Origin of the sequence: Nocardioides asiaticus, from assembly GCF_040049175.1 — a bacterium.
Classification (GTDB): Bacteria; Actinomycetota; Actinomycetes; order Propionibacteriales; family Nocardioidaceae; genus Nocardioides; species Nocardioides cheoyonin.
Map to the genome: position 1 here is coordinate 903,985 of NZ_JBDZDM010000002.1, position 22,889 is coordinate 926,873.

Annotated in this window: 19 protein-coding genes; 9 read left to right on the forward strand and 10 right to left on the reverse strand. The window is 73.1% G+C overall.

Annotated elements, in window-relative coordinates:
- Window positions 1–9: 9 nt before the first annotated feature.
- On the reverse strand, window positions 10–963 hold the full coding sequence (locus ABLE53_RS10265) for a ketopantoate reductase family protein (protein ID WP_348858766.1): 954 nt from the start codon (window positions 961–963) through the stop codon (window positions 10–12).
- Between the two features lie 60 nt (window positions 964–1,023).
- On the opposite strand from ABLE53_RS10265, the gene ABLE53_RS10270 reads away from it, so the two are divergent.
- Window positions 1,024–1,890 carry a PfkB family carbohydrate kinase gene (locus ABLE53_RS10270; protein WP_348858767.1) on the forward strand — a complete coding sequence of 289 codons (867 nt, stop codon included), beginning with the start codon at window positions 1,024–1,026 and terminating at the stop codon, window positions 1,888–1,890.
- On the opposite strand, the gene ABLE53_RS10275 is transcribed toward ABLE53_RS10270, so the two are convergent.
- Window positions 1,838–2,623, reverse strand: coding sequence for a DUF72 domain-containing protein (locus ABLE53_RS10275; protein WP_348858768.1), 786 nt, complete (start codon window positions 2,621–2,623; stop codon window positions 1,838–1,840). The genes ABLE53_RS10270 and ABLE53_RS10275 overlap by 53 nt on opposite strands.
- A 60-nt stretch (window positions 2,624–2,683) precedes the next feature.
- Between ABLE53_RS10275 and truA the strand changes: the two genes are divergently transcribed.
- Entirely contained in the window at window positions 2,684–3,532 is an 849-nt protein-coding gene (gene truA, locus ABLE53_RS10280) for a tRNA pseudouridine(38-40) synthase TruA (RefSeq protein WP_425474857.1), read from the forward strand.
- Complete coding sequence (locus tag ABLE53_RS10285; protein WP_348858771.1) at window positions 3,525–4,145, forward strand: class I SAM-dependent methyltransferase; 621 nt, start codon at window positions 3,525–3,527, stop codon at window positions 4,143–4,145. Before truA ends, ABLE53_RS10285 begins: the two co-directional genes overlap by 8 nt.
- Window positions 4,146–4,217: 72 nt before the next feature.
- On the opposite strand, the gene ABLE53_RS10290 is transcribed toward ABLE53_RS10285, so the two are convergent.
- The 6 genes from ABLE53_RS10290 to ABLE53_RS10315 all read right to left on the reverse strand — a co-directional run bounded on the left by ABLE53_RS10290 (window position 4,218) and on the right by ABLE53_RS10315 (window position 10,299).
- Window positions 4,218–5,525, reverse strand: coding sequence for a cytochrome P450 (locus ABLE53_RS10290; RefSeq protein WP_348858772.1), 1,308 nt, complete (start codon window positions 5,523–5,525; stop codon window positions 4,218–4,220).
- Between the two features lie 82 nt (window positions 5,526–5,607).
- Complete coding sequence (locus ABLE53_RS10295; protein ID WP_348858773.1) at window positions 5,608–6,543, reverse strand: alpha/beta hydrolase; 936 nt, start codon at window positions 6,541–6,543, stop codon at window positions 5,608–5,610.
- Between the two features lie 3 nt (window positions 6,544–6,546).
- Complete coding sequence (locus ABLE53_RS10300; RefSeq protein ID WP_348858775.1) at window positions 6,547–7,923, reverse strand: dihydrolipoyl dehydrogenase family protein; 1,377 nt, start codon at window positions 7,921–7,923, stop codon at window positions 6,547–6,549.
- Window positions 7,923–8,873, reverse strand: a complete 951-nt coding sequence (locus ABLE53_RS10305) for an ABC transporter substrate-binding protein (RefSeq protein ID WP_348858776.1) — start codon at window positions 8,871–8,873, stop codon at window positions 7,923–7,925. The genes ABLE53_RS10300 and ABLE53_RS10305 overlap by 1 nt, the downstream gene beginning before the upstream one ends.
- Window positions 8,874–8,896: 23 nt before the next feature.
- The gene (locus ABLE53_RS10310) at window positions 8,897–9,595 is read right to left on the reverse strand and encodes an ABC transporter permease (RefSeq protein WP_348858778.1); all 699 of its coding nucleotides are present in this window, start codon (window positions 9,593–9,595) and stop codon (window positions 8,897–8,899) included.
- Entirely contained in the window at window positions 9,592–10,299 is a 708-nt protein-coding gene (locus ABLE53_RS10315; RefSeq protein ID WP_348858779.1) for an ABC transporter permease, read from the reverse strand. Before ABLE53_RS10315 ends, ABLE53_RS10310 begins: the two co-directional genes overlap by 4 nt.
- Window positions 10,300–10,302: 3 nt before the next feature.
- Here ABLE53_RS10315 and ABLE53_RS10320 point away from each other — a divergent pair, with 3 nt between their 5' ends.
- The 4 genes from ABLE53_RS10320 to ABLE53_RS10335 all read left to right on the forward strand — a co-directional run bounded on the left by ABLE53_RS10320 (window position 10,303) and on the right by ABLE53_RS10335 (window position 15,161).
- Complete coding sequence (locus ABLE53_RS10320) at window positions 10,303–11,277, forward strand: ABC transporter ATP-binding protein (protein WP_425474858.1); 975 nt, start codon at window positions 10,303–10,305, stop codon at window positions 11,275–11,277.
- A 149-nt stretch (window positions 11,278–11,426) separates the two neighbouring features.
- Window positions 11,427–12,335 (forward strand): DUF559 domain-containing protein, encoded by a 909-nt coding sequence (locus ABLE53_RS10325; protein WP_348858780.1) that lies wholly within the window; start codon window positions 11,427–11,429, stop codon window positions 12,333–12,335.
- Between the two features lie 85 nt (window positions 12,336–12,420).
- Entirely contained in the window at window positions 12,421–14,139 is a 1,719-nt protein-coding gene (locus tag ABLE53_RS10330; RefSeq protein ID WP_348858781.1) for an ABC-F family ATP-binding cassette domain-containing protein, read from the forward strand.
- Window positions 14,136–15,161, forward strand: a complete 1,026-nt coding sequence (locus ABLE53_RS10335) for a GNAT family N-acetyltransferase (protein WP_348858782.1) — start codon at window positions 14,136–14,138, stop codon at window positions 15,159–15,161. The genes ABLE53_RS10330 and ABLE53_RS10335 overlap by 4 nt, the downstream gene beginning before the upstream one ends.
- 131 nt (window positions 15,162–15,292) lie before the next feature.
- Here the strand turns inward: ABLE53_RS10335 and ABLE53_RS10340 are convergent, their stop codons facing one another.
- Complete coding sequence (locus tag ABLE53_RS10340; protein ID WP_348858783.1) at window positions 15,293–16,702, reverse strand: S1C family serine protease; 1,410 nt, start codon at window positions 16,700–16,702, stop codon at window positions 15,293–15,295.
- Window positions 16,703–16,778: 76 nt separating this feature from the next.
- On the reverse strand, window positions 16,779–17,273 hold the full coding sequence (locus ABLE53_RS10345) for a MarR family winged helix-turn-helix transcriptional regulator (RefSeq protein ID WP_348858784.1): 495 nt from the start codon (window positions 17,271–17,273) through the stop codon (window positions 16,779–16,781).
- A 78-nt stretch (window positions 17,274–17,351) separates the two neighbouring features.
- On the opposite strand from ABLE53_RS10345, the gene ABLE53_RS10350 reads away from it, so the two are divergent.
- Window positions 17,352–18,902: a long-chain-fatty-acid--CoA ligase gene (locus ABLE53_RS10350; protein WP_348858785.1), complete on the forward strand. Its 1,551-nt coding sequence runs from the start codon at window positions 17,352–17,354 to the stop codon at window positions 18,900–18,902.
- Window positions 18,903–19,008: 106 nt separating this feature from the next.
- Window positions 19,009–22,869 carry a Pls/PosA family non-ribosomal peptide synthetase gene (locus ABLE53_RS10355; protein ID WP_348858787.1) on the forward strand — a complete coding sequence of 1,287 codons (3,861 nt, stop codon included), beginning with the start codon at window positions 19,009–19,011 and terminating at the stop codon, window positions 22,867–22,869.
- The last annotated feature ends 20 nt before the right edge of the window (window positions 22,870–22,889 follow it).

Here is a 22,889-nt window from a genome sequence, read left to right on the forward strand (position 1 = left end):
TAGGCGGGCTCAGTCCAGTTGGGCGAGGAGCTTCGCGGCGTCCAGGCTGGCGGGCTCGCCGCCGGTGCGGAGCAGCTCGTGGACGGTCCGCTGGACGAGCTCGTTGGCGGGCGTGGGTACGCCGTGGAGGCGGCCGAGCAGGACGATCTCCCCGGACAGGTAGTCGATCTCGACGTCGCCGGCCCCGCGGGCGAGGCTCTGCCAGGTGGAGCTGCCCTTGCCCACCTGGCGGAGCGCGATCGTGCCTCGGCGCCGCTCAGTGTCCTGCTCCCGGGTGGCGACCGGGATCCCGGCGGCCGCGATCACCGCCTCGCCCTCGATCTGGCAGCGGCGGACCAGCTCGTGCGCCTCCGGACTCTCGGCCGCGACCGCGTCCACGCCGTTGCCGAGATTGTTGATGAGCTTGCGGTACTTCCACGCCATGATGTCCGGCCGCGGCTCCGAGATGAAGCCGGCGGCGGTGAGGTCGGCCGCGACCGCCTCCGCGACCTCGTCGGTCCCGTCGGGGAAGCGGCCGATGTCGAGGACACCGGGGACGGTGTCGGAGTTCTGGACGACCACCCCTGGCACGAGGAACGTGGCCGGCAGCACGACATGGATGGCGTACGTCCCGGCGAACCGGCGCAGGATGCGGGCCTCGTTGGCGACGCCGTTCTGCACGGCGACGACCGGGGTGTCTGTCGGCGCGTGGTCGGAGAGCGCGTCGAGCGCCGCCTCGGTCTGCTGGCCCTTCACGCACAGCAGCACCACCGTGTCGTCGGTCCACTCGACGACGGCGGGCCCGTCGACGGCCGGGATCCGCTGGGTGAGCGGCCCCTCGGCGGTGTCGAGTGTCAGGCCCGTCTCCTGGAGCGCCTTGAGGTGCGCGCCACGGGCGATCAGCGTGGTCGCGATCCCCGCGCGATGCAGGTTGCCGCCGACGACCCCGCCCACGGCCCCGGCCCCGTAGATGACATAGCGCATGACCGAACGCTAGTCGCCTTAGGCGCGGGAATCTCGATCGGGGTGGTAGACAACCTGTCCGTGGACACCTTGGTGGTCGGGGAGGCTCTCGTCGACGTCGTACGCCGCGGAGAGGTGGTGGTCGAGCACCCCGGCGGCAGCGCAGCCAACGCGGCGGTGGCCCTGGCGCGACTGGGCCGGCCGGTGCGGCTGCTGACGGCGTACGCCGCCGATGACCGCGGTGCGCTGCTCGACCGGCACCTCGCCGACTCGGCGGTGGCGCCGGCCGTCGATCCCCACCTCCTCGCCCGCACCCCGTCGGCGACGGCCACGATCGGGCTGGACGGCGCGGCGTCGTACGCCTTCGACGTGGAGTGGCGGCTGGCGGCGCTGCCGGTGACCGACGGTGCGCGGTTCGTCCACGTGTGCTCGTGGGGGCCGGTGCTGGAGCCGGGTGCGGAGCGGGTCCTCGACCTGCTGGCGGCGACGCCGTCCGTGGTGACGTACGACGTCAACGTCCGGCCCGCCGTCACCGGCGCCGGCGACGCGCTCACCGCGGCCGTCGAGCGGACGGCGTCGTACGCCGCGCTGGTGAAGGCGAGCGACGAGGACCTCGACGTCCTCTACCCCGGACTCGGCACCGACGCCGCCGCAGCCCGGGTGCGCTCCCTCGGGCCGCGGGCGGTGGTGGTGACGCGGGGCGGCGACGGCGCGACGTGGTACGGCGAGGAGACGGTGCACGTGGCGGCGGTCCCGGTGAGCGTCGTGGACACGATCGGCGCCGGCGACACCTTCGGCGCGGCGCTCCTCGACGCGCTCTGGGACGATGACCTCGACGCCCTCGACGCCGGCCGCATCGAGGAGGTGCTGGCGTACGCCGTCCGCGCGGCGGCCGTCACCGTGTCACGCCCGGGCGCCGATCCGCCCTACCGCCAGGAGCTCGGCTGAGCAGCTCGCGCAGCCGTTCGCAGTTGCCTACGGCGAACCCCCGGTCGTCGTTGTCGAAGTACCCCCACACCTCACGGCCCTGGCCGCGCCACTCCCGGATCCGGTCGGCCCACCACCGCAGGTCGCCCTCGCTGTAGGAGCCGACGTAGAGGTGGTCCGGCGACGGGCCGTGCCAGCGGAGGTAGACGAAGTCGGCGGTCGCGCGCAGGACGCACGGCAGGTGCGCGCCGCTCATGACGACGTACGCCGCCCGGCGCTCCTCGAGGATCCGGTAGGTCTCCTCGTCGTCCCACGACGGGTGGCGGAGCTCGGTCGCGACCCGGACGTCATCGGGGAGCGAGGCCAGGAAGTCGCGCAGCCGGCCGGCGGTCTCCGGCGTCCGCGGGAAGTCGGCCGGGAGCTGGATGAGCACGATCCCGGCGTGCTTGCCGAGGGCGCGCATCGCCGCGGTCAGCCGGCGCGCCCAGGCGCCGTCGGGGTCGTGCAGGCGGCGGCCGTGGCTGATCCAGCGCGACGCCTTGACCGACATGGTGAAACCGTCGGGCAGCACCTCGCCCCAGCGGTGGAACGGCCGCTCGCCCGGCCAGCGGTAGAAGGACGCGTTGAGCTCGACGGTGTCGAACCGTTCGACGTAGACGTCCCGCCGCCGCGCGACCGGCAGCCCCGGCGGGTAGAGGACGCCCGCCCAGTGGTCGTAGCTCCAGCCGGAGGTCCCGAGGCGGATGCCGTCCATGGGTCAAGGTTGCCGGGTCTCGACAAGCCCGGCCACCGGCGGTCTGGGAGGATGCACTGCGTGCGGATCCGGATCGACCTCGCCTACGACGGCACGAAGTTCCACGGCTGGGCGACCCAGCCGGGGCTGCGGACCGTGCAGGGCGAGCTCGAGGCGGCGCTGGCGACCGCGCTGCGTGTGGCGGCGGTGCGGGTGGTCGTCGCCGGGCGGACCGACACCGGCGTCCACGCCCGCGGGCAGGTGGCGCACCTCGACGTCGACGAGGAGGTGCTGGCCGCCTCGGCGGGTCGGTCCGACGACCTGCCTCTGGACGCGCTCGTACGCCGGCTCAACGGCATCCTCCCCGCCGACCTGCGCGTCCATCGGGCGGTGGAGGCGCCGGCGGAGTTCGACGCGCGGTTCTCCGCGCTGTGGCGGCGCTACGCCTACCGCGTGGCCGACCGCCCGGCGTACGCCGACCCGCTGCGTCGCCATCACGTGCTCTACCGGCCTCGGCCGCTCGACCTCTCGGCGATGAACGTGGCGGCAGCCGACCTGGTCGGCCTGCACGACTACGCCAGCTTCTGCAAGCCGCGCGAGGGCGCCACCACGATCCGTACCGTCCACCGGCTCGTCTGGGAGCGGGACGAGACGGGCGTCGCGGTCGCGACCGTCGTCGCGGACGCCTTCTGCCACAGCATGGTGCGCGCGCTGGTCGGCTGCCTGCTCGCCATCGGGGAGGGCCGCAAGGACGTCGCCTGGGCGAAGGAGACGCTCGAGGCGGCCACCCGGTCGCCCGCCGTCCCCGTCGCTCCCGCCGCCGGCCTCACCCTCGAGGAGGTCGCCTACCCGCCCGACGCCGAGCTCGGCGCCCGGCTGCTGGTGACCCGGGCCAAGCGGCAGGCGCACGAGGTGGACGACGATGAGTGAGGACCACTACTTCACCGCCGACCCGTCCTCGAGCTTCACGCGGAGCCCGGTGGACGCCGAGGTCTGGGGCCACCGGCTGTCGCTGACCAGCGGCAGCGGCGTGTTCGCGCAGGGCCGCCTCGACGTCGGCACCGCGGTGCTCTTCCGCGAGACCGAGCCGCCGGGCGCCGGCGTACGACGCGTGCTCGACCTGGGCTGCGGCTACGGCGTCATCGGACTGGCCGTCGCGCTCGCGTCGCCGTCGGTCGAGGTGACGGGCGTCGACGTCAACGAGCGCGCCGTGCTGCTCGCCAACGAGAACGCCGCGGCGCTGAGCCTGACCCATCCGGGGCTCGGCGACCGCTTCCGCGCCGTCACGCCGGGCGAGGTGGACCCGTCGGTGGCGTACGACGAGATCTGGAGCAACCCGCCGATCCGGATCGGCAAGGACGCCCTGCACGACCTGCTGCTCAGCTGGCTGCCGCGGCTGGTGCCCGGCGGCCGGGCCGTCATGGTCGTCGGCAGGAACCTCGGCGGCGACAGCCTCCAGCGCTGGCTGACCACGCAGGGCTACCCGACCAGCAGGATCGGCAGCGCGAAGGGGTTCCGGGTGCTGGAGACGCGCCGGCCCTGACCGCGGCGGCCGTGCCCGGGGTGCCCGCCCCAAACTGTCACGGTGACACTTTGGACGTCGGCAGCCGACGGCTCAGACCGCGACCGGCTCGGGGGCCAGCCGCACCGGCAGCCGGTCGACGCTGTAGACGATCGAGAGGTCGCGGAAGCCGAGCTCGCCGAGGTCGTCGGTGGCGAGGCTGAGGTCGGGGAAGCGCCGGGCGAGCCCGGTGAGCGCCGCGCGCAGCTCCATCCGCGCCAGCTCGGCGCCGACGCAGCGGTGCAGCCCGTGGCCGAAGGTCAGGTGGGCGGTACCGGCGTTGCGGAGGTCGAACTGCTCAGGATGCGGCACGACCGAGGGGTCGCGGTTGGCCCCGGACAGGCTCACGATCACGACCGAGCCCTTCGTGACGTGCTGGCCGAACAGGTCGTGGTCCTCGCGGGCGAACCGCGGGAACGCGATCTGGACCGGGCAGAGGTAGCGGAGCAGCTCCTCGATCACGGTGTCGACCTGCTGCTTGTCGCCGCTTCGCAGCATGGCGTACGCCGCCGGCTGCTGGGTCAGGACGTAGGTGCCCATCGAGAGCATCGACGCGGACGTCTCGTAGCCCCCGAGGAAGACCCCGTCGGCGAGGCCGCCGAGCTCGACGTCGTCGTACTCGTCGCCCTTGGTGCGGATGATCTCGCCGATGAGGCCCTCGCCGGGGTTGTCGCGCTGCTCCCTGACGGCGTTGATGAGGAAGGTCCGCGAGTCGGCGGCGGCGTCGAAGGCGCCGGCGGCGCCGTCCTTGCTGATGTCGAAGCGGGCCACGCCGAGCCCGTGGAACTCCTCACGGACGTCCTCCGGCATGCCGAGCAGCTCGCAGATGACCCGGAACGGGATCTCGAAGCCGAAGTGCTGGACCAGGTCGACGACCGGGCCGTTGGCCTCGAGGTCGTCAAGGGCGTCCTCGACGATCCGGTCGATCATCTCGTCGAGCCGCGCGAGGCGGCGCATCGTGAACTCCGGCGTCAGCAGCCCGCGCAGCCGGGTGTGGTCGGGCGGGTCGGTCATCCCGAGGCCCCCGATGCCCTCGGCGTCGGTGCGGGGCCGGCTGCCGAGCAGGTGGCGCATGTCGTTGCTGTAAGACCTGCTGTCGGCGAGCACCGCCCGGGCCTCGGCGTGGCCGGTGACCAGGAAGATGTCGAGCCCGAGGACGTTGCCGAGGACCGTCACCGCCTCCTGCGCCCGGGCATCGGCGAGGGCCGGGACCGGATCGACTCCGTTGCGCCGGAGGGGGTAGGTGAGGTGCTCGGGGATCTTGCGGAGGGTCGTGATGTCCGGGATGGGCGTCGACTTCCCTCGCATCGCCCAGCGCAGTGCCAGCTTGCGGGCGAGCTCCTTCGCCTTCGAGATCGGCATGCTCCAAGTGTGACCGGTCGCCGAGGCGTCAAACCATCAGGGTTGCCCCGTGTCGCACCCTGAGGCCCCCGACGGGCCGTGCTCAGCCGTGGAGGAGCGTCCGGAAGTCGGCGTACGCCGTCTCGATCGCGGCCTGGGCCGCCCGGGACTGACGACCCATGGTGATGAAGCCGTGGATGAGCCCGGGGAAGTCGTGGTGGACGACCGGGACGCCGGCCTCGGCGAGGGCGGCGGCGTAGGCGGCGCCGTCGTCGCGGAGCGGGTCGAACTCCGCCGTCACGACGACCGCCGGGGGAAGCCCCGTCAGGTCGCCGTAGCGCGGCGAGAGCCGCGGGTCGGTGGCGTCGACGTCCGGTGCGTACTGCTTCAGGAACCACTGGATAGTCTGCTCGTCGAGGAAGTAGCCCTCGCCGTTGGCCACCCGCGAGGGGTGGACGGTCGCCTTGTCGGTGGAGGGATAGACGAGCAGCTGGGCCGCCAGCGGCCGGCCCTCGTCGCGGAACACCTGGGCCACGCCCGCGGCGAGGTTGCCGCCCGCGCTGTCGCCGGCGACCGCGACCCTCCCGCTGCGTCCGAACCCGGCCTCGTGGTCGGCGATCCAGCGGGCGGCCGCGACGGCGTCGTCGTAGGCGGCGGGGAACGGGTCCTCCGGAGCCAGCCGGTAGTCGACCGCCACCACGACCGCCTCGCAGAGGTTGGCGAGGTTGCGCCCCTCGATGTCATGGGTGTCGAGGTCGCCGATCACCCAGCCGCCGCCGTGAAACATCACGATCGTCGGCAGCGCCGCCGCGGTGGCGGGCCGGTAGACCCGCGCGGGGACGTCGCCGGCGGCGCCGGGGACGGTGATGTCGTCGACGGAGGCGATCGGCGGCAGCGTCGCCGGGTCACGGCCGTCGACGGACAGCGCGCGGTAGCCCGCCCGGGCGACCGCGGGCTCCTCCTGCCACAGCGGAGGCATCCCCGCGAGGACGTCGAGGACGGCGGCGAGCTCGGGGTCGAGCGTCCGGTCTCCGGGCACGGGTCACTCCAGGGCTGACAGCGCCGTCACGACGGCGCGATGGAAGGTGGGATAGGTGTAGATCATCGAGCGCAGGGTGTCCACCGGCAGCTCGGCGTGGACGGCGAGGGTGAGCATCGAGAGCACCTCGCCGGCGTACGGCCCGACGGCGGTGGCGCCGACCAGGACGCCCCGCTCGGCGTCCTCGACCACCTTGACGAAGCCGTCGGCGCCGGGACCGTGGGTGAAGCCGCGCGAGCCCCAGTCGGCGCTGCCGGTGCGGACGCTCAGCCCGGCGTCGCGGGCGGCCTGCTCGGTCATCCCGACGCCGGCGACCTCCGGGTCGGTGAAGGTGGTGTGCGGGACGGCGTGATAGGCCGCCGGCGGCCCGTCGACCCCGAGGATGTCCTTCTGGGCGATGCCCGACTGATACATCGACATGTGGGTGAACGCGCCGTGGCCGGTGATGTCGCCGATCACCCACAGTCCGTCGCCGGCCCGGAGCCGCTCGTCGACCTCGACGCTGTCGGGGGAAAGGCCGACGGTGTCGAGCCCGACGTCGTCGAGGTTGGGGACCCGGCCGGTCGCGACCAGCAGCCGGTCGGCGGTCAGCTCCTCGCCGGAGGCGAGCGTGAGGGCGAAGCCGTCGGAGTAGGCCACCCGGGTCACCTCGGCCCCGGTCATCACCCGGATGCCCTCGCGGACCAGCACGTCGGCGAGCACCTGAGAGGCCTCCGGCTCGTCGCGGGGGAGCAGCCGCGGGCCGTGCTGGACGATCGTCACGCGGACGCCGAATCGGGCGAAGGCCTGCGCCAGCTCCGCGCCCACGGGCCCGCCACCGAGGATGACCAGCGATCCCGGCAGCTCGGTGACGCGGACGGCGTCGCGATTGGTCCAGTACGGCGTGCCGGCGAGCCCGTCCACCGGCGGCTCGGCCGGGCGCGTGCCGGTGTTGAGGACGACTCCGCGACGGGCGGTGTAGGTGAGCGCATCCGAGCCGTCGGTCGGCTCGAGGATGACCCGCTTCGGGCCGGCCAGCCGGGCGGTGCCGTGGTGGACGGTCGCCCCGGTCTTCTCGAGCCGCTCGACCGCGGCGGCGTCGGACCAGCCGTCGGTGGCCTCCTCGGAGAGCCGTCGGGCCACCGGCGCCCACGAGGACACGACGCTGACGTCGCCGGCCAGCAGGCCGGCCCGGTCGGCCTCGGCCAGGGTGTCGGCGGCCCGCAGCATCATCTTGGTCGGGATGCACGCGAAGTAGGGGCACTCGCCGCCGACCAGGTGCTTGTCGACCGCGACGACCTCGAGCCCGGCCTTCGCCGTCTCGAGGGCGAGCGCCTCGCCGCCGGGACCGGTGCCGACGACGACGACGTCGACCTCGCGGTCGCCCCCCGTCTCGGTCATCAGAGCAGCCCCTCGTCGGTCAGGAACTCGTGCGCGACGTCGGCGGGCTTCTCCCGGTCGACCGAGACCTTGCCGTTGAGCTCGGTCAGCTTCTCGGTCGTGAGCGCCTTCATCAGCGGGTCGAGCACGTCGGGCAGGTCCGGGTGGTCGGCGAGGTAGTCGCTGCTGACCGCGGGGACGAGGTTCTGAGCGGGCTGGATGTGCTGGTCGTCGTCGAGGACGACGAGGCCCTGTGAGTCGAGGGTGCCGTCGGTGGTGCTGGTCTCGCCGAGCTGCGACTCGCCGTCGATCACCGACTTGTAGGTCTGGTCGCTGGCGTAGCCGAGCGGCAGCAGCTTGGTGACGTCGATGCCGTACTTGTCCGTGAGCCCGCCCTCGCAGTCGAGGCGGCCGCTGCAGTCAGGCGCCGCGGCAAGGACGACCTTCTTGCCCTTGAGGTCGGAGAGCCTGGTGACGCCGTCGTCCTCGGAATACTTCTTCGTGACGAAGAAGGCGTTGGTGTCGGTCGCGCTGGACTGGTCGAGCAGGGTGATCCCGGCGTCGTCGAGCAGCTTCTTGCCCTGCTGGGCGAGCTGCTCGCCGTCACCGGCCTCGAACGGCTTCGCGGAGTCGCCGTTGGCCTTGGCGTTGAGGAAGTTGACGATGCCGCCGACGTACTCCGGCACGACGTCGACCTGGCCGGGGAAGGTCGCCATGTAGGCGTCCCGGGTGTCGACGAGCTTGACGCTCGGCTGGTAGCCGGCGTTCTTCAGCAGCTCTTCGTACATCGCCGTGACGAGCGCCGCCTCGGGGAAGTTCTGGCTCGCGATCGAGATCTTGCCTCCTCCGCCGGAGGAGCCGGCGGAGGGGCTGTTGTCGTCGGAGGCGAGGTCGTCCCCGGCGCCGCAGGCGGTGGCCGTGAGCAGCACCCCCGCGGAGAGGAGCGCCGCCGCCGTACGTCGAACGTTCATGGTCACCTTCCTGCGGTCAGGAGTCAGATCGTGTCCACCCTAGGGACCTGCACGGACAGCCGCACCAGACCGGCGGCTGCCAGCTCGAGAACGACGGCGACGACCGCGACCACGACCGCTCCGGCGAGGCCCTCGCCGTACTGCGTCCGGGCGAAGCCGTCGGTGATGACGCGACCCAGGCCGGGGCCGGCCACGAGGGCGGCGATCGTGGCGGTCGCCCAGACCTGCACGAGCGCGAGGCGTACGCCGCTGAGGACGAGCGGCAGGGCCAGCGGGAGCTCGACCCGGGCGAACCGCTGGCCACCGGTCATGCCCATCCCGACGGCCGCCTGCTTGACGTCGGCCGGCACCTCGCGGACCGCGACGTAGGCGTTGGTGATGATCGGCGGCAGCGCGAAGAGCGCGAGCGCGATGAGGGTCGCGAGCCCGGCGCGCCCGTAGGGGCCGGCGGTGCGTACGCCGGGCCAGTCGGCGGTGACGAGCAGCGCGAGGAGCGCGAAGACGGGGACCGCCCGGCCGATGCCGCTGATGTTGACGGCGAGCCAGCCGCCGCGACCGAGGTGGCCGAGCCAGAGCGCCACCGGGAGCCCGATGACGAGCGCCATGGCGAGCGCGGTGACCGTGAGCAGCAGCTGCTGGCCGAGCAGGTCGAGCAGGCCGCCGTCACCGGTCCAGTGGCCGCCCGCGGTGAGGTAGCGCCAGGTGTCGCCGAACAGCCTCATCCGCGCCTCCACGGGGTGACCAGGCGGCCTGCAAGCACGAGCAGCAGGTCGAGGACCACCGCGAGCACCACGCACAGCACCGCGGCGGTGAGGAGCTCGGCCCGGAAGTCGGTGCGTACGCCGTCGGCGATGAGGTTGCCGAGGCCGCCGTACGCCACCAGGGAGCCGACGGTCGTCAGCGCCACCGTCGAGACCGTCGCCACGCGCAGCCCGGCCAGGATCACCGGGACCGCGAGCGGCAGCTCGACCCGGGCAAGCCGGCGTACGGGACCGTAGCCGAGACCCCGCGCGGCGTCGCGTACGTCGGCCGGCACGGAGTCGAGCCCGTCGACGAGCGCCCGGACCAGGATCGTGAGCGCATAGACCGCGAGCCCGATCACCACCGTCGTCATCGTGAGTCCGGTGAACGGCACCAGCAGCGGCAGGAGCGCCAGGCTCGGCACCGTGTAGAGCGCGGTGGTGAGCCCCAGGATCCCGTTGTGCAGCCACCCGACGCGGCGCGCGGCCAGCGCCAGCGGGACCGCGACCGCCAGCCCCAGCACGACCGCGAGGACGGTGATCTCCAGGTGCTGCACCGTGGCTGAGCGGATCTCGGAGCCGCGGTCCTGCCAGTAGTCGGGGCACACCCAGTGGTTGACGAGCCGGCTGTAGCACGACGGCCCGGTCGCCTGGGCCTGCGCCGCCGACGGGGCCAGTAGGGTCACGGCATGGACGTTACCGGGCCGATGATCGTGCTCGAGGGCGTGACGAAGACGTACGCCGACGGCACGACCGCCGTCCAGGACCTCTCCCTCAGCGTGGACCGCGGCGAGGTCGCGGCGCTCGTTGGCCCGTCGGGCTGCGGCAAGTCGACGACGCTGCGGATGGTCAACCGGCTGGTGGAGCCGACGTCGGGCACGATCACCGTCGCGGGACGGGACGTGATGTCGCAGGACCCGGTCGAGCTGCGCCGAGGCATCGGCTACGTCATCCAGCAGGTCGGCCTCTTCCCGCACCAGAAGGTGCTCGCCAACGTGATGACGGTGCCGGTCCTGCTCGGCCGGCCGAGGGCGGAGGCGCGCAGCCGCGCCCGGGAGCTCCTCGAGCTCGTCGGGCTCGACCCGGCGACGTACGCCGACCGCTACCCGCACCAGCTCAGCGGCGGTCAGCAGCAGCGCGTGGGCGTCGCCCGGGCTCTGGCCGCCGACCCGCCGGTGCTGCTCATGGACGAGCCGTTCGGCGCCGTCGACCCGCTCGAGCGGCGGCGGCTGCAGGACGAGTTCCGGCGGCTGCAGCAGGACCTCGGCACCACCGTCGTACTCGTCACCCACGACCTCGACGAGGCCGTCCGGCTCGGCGACCGGGTCGCCGTGATGGCGCCCGGCGGCCGGCTGGCCCAGTGGGGGACCCCGGCCGAGGTGCTCGCCCGGCCGGCCGACGACTTCGTCGCCTCCTTCGTAGGCTCGACCTCGGGGCTGCGCCGCCTCAGCGTCACCCGCATCGACGCCGGCCACCTCGAGAGGCTCGACGGCGTCTCCGCCGGCGATCTCGCCGCCACCCTCCCCGTCGGCGCCACCCTCGAGGAGGCACTCGCGCTCATGCTGCGCGACGACCGCCCGGTCGTGGGGGTCACCGACGGCCCCCGCTTCCTCGGCGTGCTCACCCCCTCCGGGATCCACGCCGCGCTGCGCGCCTCGCTCTGAGGCCGGTCGTCCCGACTGGCATAGGTGCCCTGCGAGGTTGGATGCCCCGATCGGCTAAGCGGATGGAACCCGGAGATGGGCGACCTATGCCAGTCGAGGCGACCTGTGGACAAGCTGCTGAAGTGCGCCGAGGCGGGCATGACCCGGTCATGGAAGCAGTAGATGCCCTGGCGATCGTGGGCGGAGTCGCGACGCCACGCGTGTTGATGCGGCTGACGAGCCGCCGCAAGGTCCGTCGCGCGATCGAGTGCGGGCTGATCCGGAGAGCCGGCCGCAAGCTCGTGCTCGCTGATGTCGCTGAGCACTTCCTGGCGGCACTGTCCCTCACCGGAGTGCTCTCGCACCTCAGTGCGGCGCAGCACTGGGGCTGGAAGGTCAAGACCCCGCCGGACCGCGCCTGGGTCAGCGTCCCGCGCCATCGGCGAATCGGTCCGGACCGCCGGCGGCGGCACCACGTCGTCTACGCGGACCTCGATCCGGAGGAGATCACCGACGGTGTCACCAGCCCGCTGCGCACGGTGCTCGACTGCGCCAAGCGCCTGCCCTTCGACGAGGCGCTCGCCGTCGCCGACTCAGCGCTCCGGTCAGGGATGGTGGACAAGGACGAGCTGGTGACCGCCGCCGCGCGGGTCCAGGGCCGTGGCCGGCGCGAGTGTCTGCGCGTGGCCGACGCCGCGACGCCGCTGGCTGCGAACCCCTTCGAGTCGGTCCTGCGGGCGCTCGTGCTGGAGTTCCCCGTGCTCGCGGTCGAGCCGCAGGCGGAGGTCGTGGCCCGCTCCCTCGTCCTGCATCCCGACCTGGTGGACCGCGACCACCGGATCGTGTTCGAGGCGGACTCGCACGAGTTCCACACCGGCAAGCAGGCGCACGACCTGGACTGCGAGCGCTTCACGGCACTCGGAGTCGCCGGCTGGCTGGTCGTGAGGTTCAGCTGGGAGCAGGTCATGCTCAGGCCGGACTACGTCCGGGACGTCCTCATGGAGCTGGTCCGGCTCGTGGAGGCCGGTCGCCCCGACTGGCATAGGTGCTCTCAGACCGCGTGCGCGCTCGCGGTCTGAGCGCGGCCGGCGGGGGAGAGCGCCTGCTATGCCAGTCCGGACGGCCGCGAAAACCAGGTGACAGCCGATGGGAGACTGGTGACCCATGGGCCACGTAGACGTCTCGGGTGTGCGATTCGAGCTCCCGGACGGCCGGGTGCTCCTCGACGACGTGTCGTTCCGGGTGGGCGAGGGCGCGAAGGTGGCGCTGGTCGGCGCCAACGGGGCCGGCAAGACCACGCTGCTGCGCATCGTGACCGGCGAGCTGCAGCCGCATGCGGGCGTCGTGACCCGCTCGGGCGGCCTCGGCGTGATGAGGCAGATGGTCGATGGCCGAAGCGGAGCCCGAGGCGATGGACACCGCGGCGCGACCACCGTGGCGGAGCTGCTGCTCTCCGTCGCACCGGCGCGGGTGCGGGCGGCGGCGAGCGAGGTGGACACGTGCGAGCTCGCGCTGATGGACCACGACGACGAGCGGACGCAGCTGCGCTACGCCACCGCGCTCGCGGAGTACGCCGACGCGGGCGGCTACGACCTCGAGGTCGTGTGGGACGTGTGCACGATGGCGGCCCTCGGCGTACCTTTCGACCGCGCGAAGTACCGCTCGCTCGACACGCTCTCCGGCGGTGAGCAGAAGCGGCTGGCGTTGGAGTACCTCCTGCGCGGGCCCGACGAGGTCCTGCTCCTCGACGAGCCGGACAACTTCCTCGACGTGCCCGGGAAGATCTGGCTGGAGGAGCGGATGCGTGAGTCGCCCAAGACGATCCTCTACGTCAGTCACGACCGCGAGCTGCTGAACAACACCGCCACCCGGGTCGTCACCGTCGAGCTGGGGAGTGCGGGCAACCAGGTCTGGACCCACCCAGGCAGCTTCGGGACCTACCACGAGGCGCGCAGAGAGCGGTTCGCTCGGCTCGAGGAGCTGCGCAAGCGGTGGGACGAGGAGCACGCGAAGCTGCGTGCCCTCATGCTCATGTACAAGAACAAGGCGGCCTACAACGCCGACATGGCCTCGCGCTATCAGGCGGCGAAGACCCGCCTGGAGAGGTTCGAGCAGGCCGGGCCGCCGATCGAGCAGCCGCGCGAGCAGCAGGTGCGGATGCGACTCAAGGGCGGCCGCACCGGCAAGCGGGCGGTCGTCTGCGAGCAGCTCGAGCTCACCGGCCTGATGAGGCCGTTCGACCTCGAGGTCTGGTACGGCGAGCGGGTGGCCGTCCTCGGGTCCAATGGCTCGGGCAAGAGCCACTTCCTGCGCCTCCTCGCCGCCGGCGGCACGCGACCGGACAAGGAGCACGAGCCGGTGTCGACGGGCTCGGCCGGCGGGGAGATCGCGCCGGTCGCCCACACCGGTGTCGCGCGGCTCGGCGCACGGGTCCGCCCCGGCTGGTTCGTGCAGACCCACGCCCACCCCGAGCTGATCGGGCGCACGCTGCTGGAGATCCTCCACCGCGGCGACGAGCACCGTGACGGGATGGGCCGGGAGCAGGCGTCCCGGGTCCTGGACCGCTACGAGCTCGCCCACGCCGCCGAGCAGACCTTCGACTCCCTCTCCGGCGGCCAGCAGGCGCGCTTCCAGATCCTGCTGCTCGAGCTCAGCGGTGCGACCCTGCTGCTGCTCGACGAGCCGACCGACAACCTCGACGTCCAGTCCGCCGAGGCACTGGAGGACGGGCTCGAGGCCTTCGAGGGGACGGTCATCGCGGTCACCCACGACCGCTGGTTCGCGCGCGGCTTCGACCGATTCCTGGTCTACGGCGCCGACGGGACCGTCTACGAGTCGCCCCAGCCGGTCTGGGACGAGACCCGCGTCGAGAGGGCCCGATGAGCCTCGAGATCCTCGAGGTGGACCCGAGGGACGACGCGGCGTTCGCCGAGTGGCACGCCGTCTACGACGCGGCGGACCGCGAGGGTCGCGTCGACCCGGTCACCTGGGACCTGCGCAGCCTGCGGACCATGTTCCTGCAGGACTCCGGCACCGAGCAGCGCAGAGGGTTCGTCGGGCGCGCGGACGGCCGGGCCGTCGTCGTCGGCGACCTGCGCCTGCCACTCGTCGACAACCGGCACCGGGCCCAGATCGTCGTCTTCGCCCGTCCCGACGCCCGCCGACGCGGCTACGGCGGTGCGATGCTCGCCCACCTCGAGCGCCTCGCCGTCGACCTCGGGCGTACGACGATGGGCGCGGAGGCCGTGTGGCCGTACGACGGCGGCCCGGAGGGCCACGGCGAGCCGGGGGCCGAGTTCGCCCGGCGCCACGGTTACGACCTGGTCCTCGCCGACGTACGCCGCCGGCTGTCTCTGCCGCTGCCCGACGACCTCCTCGACCGGCTCGAGAAGGAGGCCGCGCCGTCCTGGTCGACCGGGCCGTCGGCGTACACCCTCCGCTCCTTCCGGCGCCCTGTGCCCGACGACATCGTCGAGGGCTGGGCGCGGCTGGAGGCTGCCGTGGAGACGGAGGCGCCGGTCGGCGGCCTCGACATCGAGCCGGCGACGCCCGATGTGGGGGCCGTACGCCACATCGAGGCGCTGTTCGCCGAGCAGGGGCGGTCGAGCTGGGGCACCGTGGCCCTGGACGCCATGGGGGATGCCGTCGCCTACACCGAGCTGGTCATGGGCAGGCACGAGCGGGTCGCCTACCAGTGGGGCACGCTCGTACAGCGCCGCCACCGCGGCCACCGGCTCGGGCTGGCGCTCAAGATCGCCAACCTGCGTCTCCTCGTGCAGGACCGGCCCGATGCGACCGCCGTGAACACCTACAACGCGGAGTCCAACGACCACATGATCGCCGTCAACGAGGCGCTGGGCTTCGTGCCGGTGGAGCGGATGGGGGAGTTCCAGAAGCGTCTGTGAGCACAGACGAGCAGGGCCCCGCGGCTGGTGGACACGTGGGCCGCGGGGCCCTGCTGCTGCCCCTCCCGGCTGGACGGTGGGAGGGCTGGGTGCGGCTGTCGGACCCCCGCGTCCGGCGACCGCGCCCGGGATCAGGACGTCGACGAGCCTTCGTCGGAGTCGAGCGTGATGGTCGCCGACTTCGTCTTGCCGTCGTGGGTCCAGGTCACGGTGACCTTGTCGCCCGGCCGGTAGGCCCGGATTGTCGCGACCAGCGAGTCGGAGCTGGTGATGGGCTGGTCACCGACCTTGGTGATGACGTCGCCCTCGGACATCCCGGCGTCCTCGGCCGCCGAACCCTGGTTGACCTGCTCCACCTTGGCGCCGTCGCCGTCGGTGATGTCGGACTCGCTCTGGTCCTGCGCGCTGACGCCGGCGGTCGAGACGGAGATCCCGAGGCGGGCATGGGTCGGCGTCTCGCCCTTGATCATCTGGTCGACGATCGGCATGACCTCGTCGATCGGGATCGCGAAGCCGAGGCCGATCGAGCCGGATTCCTCCGAGTCGGACGAGCCGCTGGTGCGGATCGAGGCGTTGATGCCGACGACGTTGCCGTTGAGGTCGACGAGCGGGCCGCCGCTGTTGCCGGGGTTGATCGCCGCGTCCGTCTGGACGGCGGGGTAGACGGTCGCGTTGCCCTGGTTGTCGGACCCGACGTTGACCGGCCTGTTGAGGGCGCTGACGATGCCGGAGGTGACGGTCGAGTCGAGCCCGAAGGGCGACCCGATCGCGACGACGCTCTGCCCGACGACCAGCTTGCTGGACTTGCCGATCGTCGCGGGGGTCAGGCCGCTGACGCCCTGGGCCTTGATGACGGCGGTGTCGGTGAGCGGGTCGGTCCCGAGGATCGACGCGTTCGCCGACTGACCGTTGTTGAAGTCGACCTTGATCGTGCCGTTGTCGCCGGCGACCTCCACCACGTGGTTGTTGGTGAGGATCTCGCCGTCGGAGCTGAGGATGATGCCGGAGCCGGAGCCGGCCTCGGTCTGGCCCGAGACCTCGATCTTCACCACCGAGGGGAGCACCCGGGCGGCGACCTTCTCGACGCTCCCCTTCGGTGCCGCCTCGTCCACGACCTGCGACGAGGTGGCGCCCGAGGAGCTGGCGATATCGCCGCTGTTGTCGTGCTGGCTGGTGTAGAGCGCCGCACCGCCGATGCCGGCGCCGCCGCCGACGACCAGCGCGGCCGCCACCACGCCCGCGGCGAGGCCCAGGCCGCGCTGCTTCCGCGGCTTCGCGGGCATCACCTGCGTGGCCGGCGGCCCGTAGAGCGCGCTCGGCGGCGGCGACTGCGGCCCGAGGTTGCCGGCGTACGGACCCTGGGCGCGGGGCGCGCTCGGCGGCGTCCAGAGCGGGGCCGTGGGCTCGCCGGCGCTGCCGCCCTGGCTCGCGCGCTCGCTCCCGCGCGCGGCGTCGTCCGAGGAGGGGCCAGGCGAGGACTCAGCGGGGCGACCGGTCTCGTTGTCGCCCTGCGAGTCACCGCGTGAAGGGAACTCGTTCATGTCTCTCACTCTCCCGCCCGAGTCTGTGAGCCCGCTGAGACCGGGCTGGGTGGCCCAGAAGGATCACTGCCAGCGCTCATTGCTCGAGGCTGAGCGCCAGCTTCTTCAGGAGTACGGCGAACTGCGTGCGCTCGTCGGGGCCGAGCACGGCGAGGAGCTCCTCCTCGGCCTTGCCGCGCAGCTGCATGGCCTGCTTCCAGATCTCGATGCCCGCCTTGGTCACCTCGACGTCCACCCGGCGGCGGTCGTCGGCGGCGGTGCTGCGCTGGATCCACCCGGCGCCCTCGAGGGCGTCGAGCCGGCCGGTCATGCCGGCGCCGCTGAGCCCGAGCTCCTCGGCAAGCGCGGACGGCGTGGCGTGCCCGGGGGTCTCGCGGACCATGAGCTGGTGCAGCGTCTGGTACTCGAAGTCCTGCAGCCCCACCTGGTCCAGCGCCTCCTGGCTGGTCTCCTTGAGGTGGCCCATCAACCGGTGCATGCGCACCACGACCGCCTCCACCTCGGGATCGAAGCAGAGGCCGATCCAGTGGTTGCGCCACCGCGCGACGTGCCGGTCGGCCCAGTCATCCACACCGCCACTGTAGGTCCGGCCTGGTCATCGGAGCCCGATCCGTTGCCCCTCCCGGTGAACTGGGTCACACTCGCGGGCATGGATGCCCCGATCCCCGCGTTCGTCGACGACCGGCTCGCCCACTGGGCCGAGGTGGACCCCGACGGCGAGGCGATGACCTACCTGTCCCGGACCTGGACCTGGTCCCAGTGGCACGATCGCGTACGCCGAGCCGCGGGCGGGCTCCTCGAGCTCGGCGTCGGGCGCGGGGACGTGGTCGCCTTCCTCGACAAGAACCACCCCGCCTGCGTCGAGGTCTCCCTCGCGGCCGGGCTCGTCGGCGCGGCCAACGCGGTCGTCAACTTCCGACTCGCCGGCGACGAGGTCGACTACACGCTCAACGACTGCCGCGCGAAGGTGCTCTTCGTCGGTGCCGACCTCGCGCCCACGATCGAGGCGCTCCGCCCCAAGCTGCCGTATGTCGAGCGGGTCGTGCTGGTCGCCCCCGAGGGCGGCGACGACTACGAGGCCTGGCTGGCCGCATCGGCGCCGGCCGGCCGGCAGCCGGACACCTCACCCGACGACCCGTGCCTCGTCATGTACTCCTCCGGCACCACCGGCCGCCCCAAGGGCGTGCTGCTGACCCACCGCAACCTCGTCACGCACACCATCGCCGCCCACGACGGCTGGGAGTTCGACCCGGAGGACAAGAACCTCGTCGCGATGCCGCTCTTCCACGTCGGCGGCTCGTCGTACGTCCTCTTCGGGATCCACGACGGCATCCCCAGCGTGATGACCCGCGACCCCGACGGGATGTCGCTCGCCGGGGCGATCCTGCAGGGGGCCAACCGGATGTTCCTCGTGCCCGCCGTGCTCGCGCAGGTGATCCAGGCCGGGCCGCAGGCGATCGAGGTGTTCGCGAAGCTCAAGACGTTCACCTACGGCGCCGCCCCGATGCCGCCGCCGCTGCTGCGCGAGGCGATGAAGACCTGGCCGGACTGCGACTTCATGCAGGTCTACGGCCTGACCGAGGTGGCCGGGGTGGCGACCCACCTGCTCGCCGAGGAGCACCGGACTGCCGAGGCCGAGGGCCATCCCGAGCGGCTGCTGTCGGCCGGGCGCCCGATCCCGGGCATGGAGCTGAAGGTCGTCTCCCTGGAGTCCGGCGAGGAGGTCGCGGTCGGCGAGCCGGGGGAGATCTGGCTGCGCAGCGACCAGACCACGCCGGGCTACCTCGGCCGTCCCGAGGAGACGACGAAGGCGATCACCGAGGACGGCTGGTTCAGGACCGGGGACGTCGGCCGGGTCGACGCCGGCGGCTACGTGTTCGTCGAGGACCGGCTGAAGGACATGATCATCAGCGGCGGCGAGAACATCTACTCGCCCGAGGTCGAGCGGGTCCTCGCCGAGCACCCCGCGGTCCTCGAGGTCGCCGTCGTCGGCGTACCCGATGAGCGCTGGGGCGAGGCGGTCAAGGCGTACGTCGCGCTCCGGCCCGGCACGAGCGCGACGCCCGACGACCTGATCGGGTTCTGCCGCGAGCGGCTCGCCCACTACAAGTGCCCCTCCAGCGTCGAGTTCCTCGAGGCGCTGCCGCGCAACCCGACCGGCAAGATCCTCAAGCGAGACCTGCGTACGACGCTCGTGTAGCCCCAGCCGGGACGACCCGGTCAGGTTCGGCGGCTTCCCGGATTCCCGATCCGGGGTCCTAGGGTTCGGTCATCCACCGTTCACCTACCTCCGGAAGGGTCGCTGTGTGACCGACGCCCCCGCCGATCCGACGCTCGACCCGCTGCTGCGCGGCCGGCTCGCCCCCGCACCCCGGACTCTCGTCGACATCGTCCGGGCCTCGGTGGCCCAGGCGGCCGACGACCCCGCGGTGGACGCCGGCAACGGCGTGCTGACCTACGCCGAGCTCGAGGAGGCGGCCGAGGGGGTGGCCGCCGAGCTCAACGCCGCCGGTGTCGGCCGCGGCGACAAGGTCGGGATCCGGATCTCGTCGGGCACCACCGAGCTCTACACGGCGATCCTCGGGACGCTGCTCGCCGGCGCGGCGTACGTCCCGGCGGACGCCGACGACCCCGACGAGCGCGCCCGGCTCGTCTTCGGCGAGGCGCAGGTGGCGGCGGTCCTCGGCAACGAGCTGCAGCTCACCGTCCTGCGCCGCGGGCCCGCCCGGGAGCCGGAGGAGCCCACGCCCGACGACGACGCCTGGGTCATCTTCACCTCCGGCTCGACCGGCACGCCCAAGGGGGTCGCCGTCACCCACCGCAACGCCGCCGCCTTCGTCGACGCCGAGTCCCGGCTCTTCCTCCAAGGCGCCCCGATCGGCGTCGGCGACCGGGTGATGGCGGGGCTGTCGGTCGCCTTCGACGCCAGCTGCGAGGAGATCTGGCTGGCGTGGAGGTACGGCGCCTGCCTCGTGCCCGCGCCCCGTGCGCTGGTGCGCAGCGGCGTCGACGTCGGGCCCTGGCTGGTCGCCAACGACATCACGATCGTGTCGACGGTCCCCACCCTGGTCAGCCTGTGGCCGGAGGAGTCGCTGACCGGCGTACGCCTGCTGATCATGGGCGGCGAGGCGTGCCCGGCCGAGCTCGCCACCCGGCTGCAGGCGCCCGGGCGCGAGGTGTGGAACACCTACGGCCCGACCGAGGCGACCGTGGTCGCCTGCGGCGCGCTGTTGACGGGCCAGGGGTCGGTGCGGATCGGCCTGCCCCTCGACGGCTGGGACCTCGCCGTGGTCGACCCGGCGACCGGCGAGCGGGTCGGTGAGGGGGAGACCGGCGAGCTGATCATCGGCGGCGTCGGGCTGGCGCGGTACCTCGACCCGGCCAAGGACGCCGAGAAGTACGCCGCGATGCCCTCCCTCGGCTGGCAGCGCGCCTACCGCTCGGGCGACCTCGTGGTCAACGACCCCGCCGGGCTGCTGTTCGGCGGCCGGGCCGACGACCAGGTCAAGCTCGGCGGGCGGCGGATCGAGCTCGGCGAGGTCGACAGTGCGCTGCTGCAGCTCGACGGCGTCCACGGGGCCGCGGCCGCCGTACGGAAGACCAACGCGGGCAACGCGCTCCTCGTCGGCTACGTGGCCGTCGACGACACGTTCGACCAGCACGCCGCGGTCGCGCGGCTGCGCGAGGAGCTGCCGGCCGCGCTCGTGCCCCGGCTCGCGGTGGTCGAGACGCTGCCGACGCGTACGTCGGGGAAGGTCGACCGCGACGCGCTGCCGTGGCCGCTGCCGGCGAGCAGCGGCGGCCCCGCGGGGCTGAGCCCGACCGAGGCCTGGGTGGCCGAGCTGTGGCACGACATCCTCGGCGCCGAGGTCTCCGGCGCCGGCGACGACTTCTTCGACCTCGGCGGCGGCTCGCTGACCGCCGCGCAGCTGGTGTCGCGCGTCCGGGAGCGCTATCCCGAGGTCGCGATGGGCGACGTCTACGAGCAGCCGACCGTGCGCGCGCTGGCGGCCTACCTCGACGAGATGGGCTCCTCCACCGCCGTCGTCGACCGCGAGGTGCCCGCCGTACCCCCCAAGACGCAGGCCGGCCAGGTCGTCGGCACCGTGCTCCTGCGCTGCCTCGCCGCGCCGCGCTGGCTGACCTGGCTCGCGCTGGGGACGTACGCCGCCGGGCGGATCTCCGATGAGGCGGACTGGCTCCCCACGCTGCCGTGGTGGGCGCTGCTGATCGCGGTCGTCGCCTTCCTCACCCCGCCCGGCCGCATGCTCCTGGCCGCCGGCCTGGCCCGGCTGGTCCTGCGCGGCGTCGAGCCGGGCGACCACCCCCGGGGCGGGAAGGTCCACCTCCGGCTCTGGTTCGCGTCCCACGCCGTCGAGCAGCTCGGCGCCCACGCGCTGGCGGGGGCGCCGCTGATGACGTGGTACGCCCGGCTCCTCGGCGCGAAGGTCGGCAACAACGTCGACCTGCACTCGCTGCCGCCGGTCACCGGCCTCCTCACGCTCGGCAAGGGCGCCTCGGTGGAGCCGGAGGTCGACCTGTCCGGGCACTGGATCGACGGCGACGTCCTGCACCTCGGCCACGTCCGCGTCGGCGCCCGGGCGCGCGTCGGCGCCCGGTCGATGCTCTGCCCGGGCGCCGAAGTCGGTGCCGACGCGGAGGTCGCGCCGGGCTCGTCGGTCTTCGGGACCGTCCCCGCGGGCGAGTACTGGTCGGGCTCGCCCGCCGTCCGCGTCGCCGCCGAGGCGCGCGGGCCGTGGCGCAAGCGCACCGACCGGTCCCGGCTGTGGGTCGCGGCGTACGCCGTCGCGGCCGTCGTCCCCGGCCTGCTGCCGGCGCTCGCGATCGGCGCCGGGATCGCCGTCCTGGTCGCGCTCGGCGGAACCCCGGCGTCGTACGCCGACGTCCTCGGCCTGCTCGCGTGGAGCCCGGTGGCCGTCCTCGCGGGGCTCGTCCTGCTCGCCCTCCTGATCTGGGTGGTCGTCCGGCTGGCGGGGCTGGCGGTGCGTCCGGGGGTGCACCCGGTCCGCAGCGGCGCCGGCCTCGCGGTCTGGGCGACGATGCGGGTCCTCGACGACGCGCGGACCTGGCTCTTCCCGCTCTACTCCTCGACCCTCACCCCGCACTGGCTGCGGGCCCTGGGCGCCCGGATCGGGAAGGACGTCGAGGCGTCGACCGTGCTGATGATCCCGACGCTCACCCAGGTCAACGACGAGGCGTTCCTCGCCGACGACACGCTCATCGGCGGCTATGAGCTCGGCGGCGGCTGGGTCCGGGTCGAGCGGGTGAAGATCGGCAAGCGCGCCTTCGTCGGCAACTCCGGGATGGCCGCCCCCGGCCGCAAGGTCCCCAAGGCGTCGCTCGTGGCGGTGCTGTCCGCCGCGCCGCGGCGCAAGAAGGCGCACTCCGGGGAGTCCTGGCTCGGCTCGCCGCCGGCGCCGCTGCGGCGTACGGCCGAGGAGGGCGCGGACGGCCGCACCTTCCGGCCGCCGCTCCGGCTGCGGGTCGGGCGCGGGCTGGTGGAGCTGTGCCGCTGGCTGCCCGCTACGCTGGCGTACCTGCTTCCCGCCCTGGCCGCCGTGCTCGTCGTGTGGCTGTGGGACCGGACGAACCTCGTGGTCGCCTTGGTGGCGACGGGACCGGTGCTCGCCGTCACCGGCGCCGTGGCCGCCCTGCTGACCGCCGCCGCCAAGTGGCTGCTCTGCGGGCGGATGCGGCCGGGCACCCACCCGCTGTGGAGTGGCTTCGTGTGGCGCAACGAGCTCGCCGACACGTTCGTGGAGATGGTGGCGGCGCCGTGGTTCGCCCACGCCGTGTCGGGGACGCCGATCCTGAACGCCTGGTTCCGGCTGATGGGCGCTCGGATCGGGCGCGGCGTGTGGATCGAGACGCACTGGCTGCCCGAGACCGACCTCGTCGACCTCGGCGACGGCGCGACGGTCAACCAGGGCACCGTCGTCCAGACCCATCTCTTCCACGACCGGATGCTCGCCCTGGACGTCGTCAGGCTCCGCCGGGGGGCCACGCTCGGCCCGAACTCGGTCATCCTCCCGGCCGCGACCCTGGGCAGGAACGCCACCGTCGGGCCGGTCTCGCTCGTCATGCGCGGTGAGTCGGTGCCGGACAAGACGGTCTGGATCGGCAACCCGATCGGCCCGTGGGTCTGAGCGACGGGGCGGGCCGCTAG

Bases quoted from the DNA above. Each gene is read 5' to 3' on its own strand.
- ABLE53_RS10300 (WP_348858775.1), bottom strand. From the start codon at position 7,923: ATGACCGAGACGGGGGGCGACCGCGAGGTCGACGTCGTCGTCGTCGGC.
- ABLE53_RS10350 (WP_348858785.1), top strand. From the start codon at position 17,352: ATGGATGCCCCGATCCCCGCGTTCGTCGACGACCGGCTCGCCCACTGG.
- ABLE53_RS10290 (WP_348858772.1), bottom strand. From the start codon at position 5,525: ATGCCGATCTCGAAGGCGAAGGAGCTCGCCCGCAAGCTGGCACTGCGC.
- ABLE53_RS10275 (WP_348858768.1), bottom strand. From the start codon at position 2,623: ATGGACGGCATCCGCCTCGGGACCTCCGGCTGGAGCTACGACCACTGG.
- ABLE53_RS10325 (WP_348858780.1), top strand. From the start codon at position 11,427: ATGGAAGCAGTAGATGCCCTGGCGATCGTGGGCGGAGTCGCGACGCCA.
- ABLE53_RS10335 (WP_348858782.1), top strand. From the start codon at position 14,136: ATGAGCCTCGAGATCCTCGAGGTGGACCCGAGGGACGACGCGGCGTTC.
- ABLE53_RS10310 (WP_348858778.1), bottom strand. From the start codon at position 9,595: ATGAGGCTGTTCGGCGACACCTGGCGCTACCTCACCGCGGGCGGCCAC.
- ABLE53_RS10265 (WP_348858766.1), bottom strand. From the start codon at position 963: ATGCGCTATGTCATCTACGGGGCCGGGGCCGTGGGCGGGGTCGTCGGC.
- ABLE53_RS10330 (WP_348858781.1), top strand. From the start codon at position 12,421: ATGGGCCACGTAGACGTCTCGGGTGTGCGATTCGAGCTCCCGGACGGC.
- ABLE53_RS10305 (WP_348858776.1), bottom strand. From the start codon at position 8,873: ATGAACGTTCGACGTACGGCGGCGGCGCTCCTCTCCGCGGGGGTGCTG.
- ABLE53_RS10340 (WP_348858783.1), bottom strand. From the start codon at position 16,702: ATGAACGAGTTCCCTTCACGCGGTGACTCGCAGGGCGACAACGAGACC.
- ABLE53_RS10320 (WP_425474858.1), top strand. From the start codon at position 10,303: ATGGACGTTACCGGGCCGATGATCGTGCTCGAGGGCGTGACGAAGACG.
- ABLE53_RS10285 (WP_348858771.1), top strand. From the start codon at position 3,525: ATGAGTGAGGACCACTACTTCACCGCCGACCCGTCCTCGAGCTTCACG.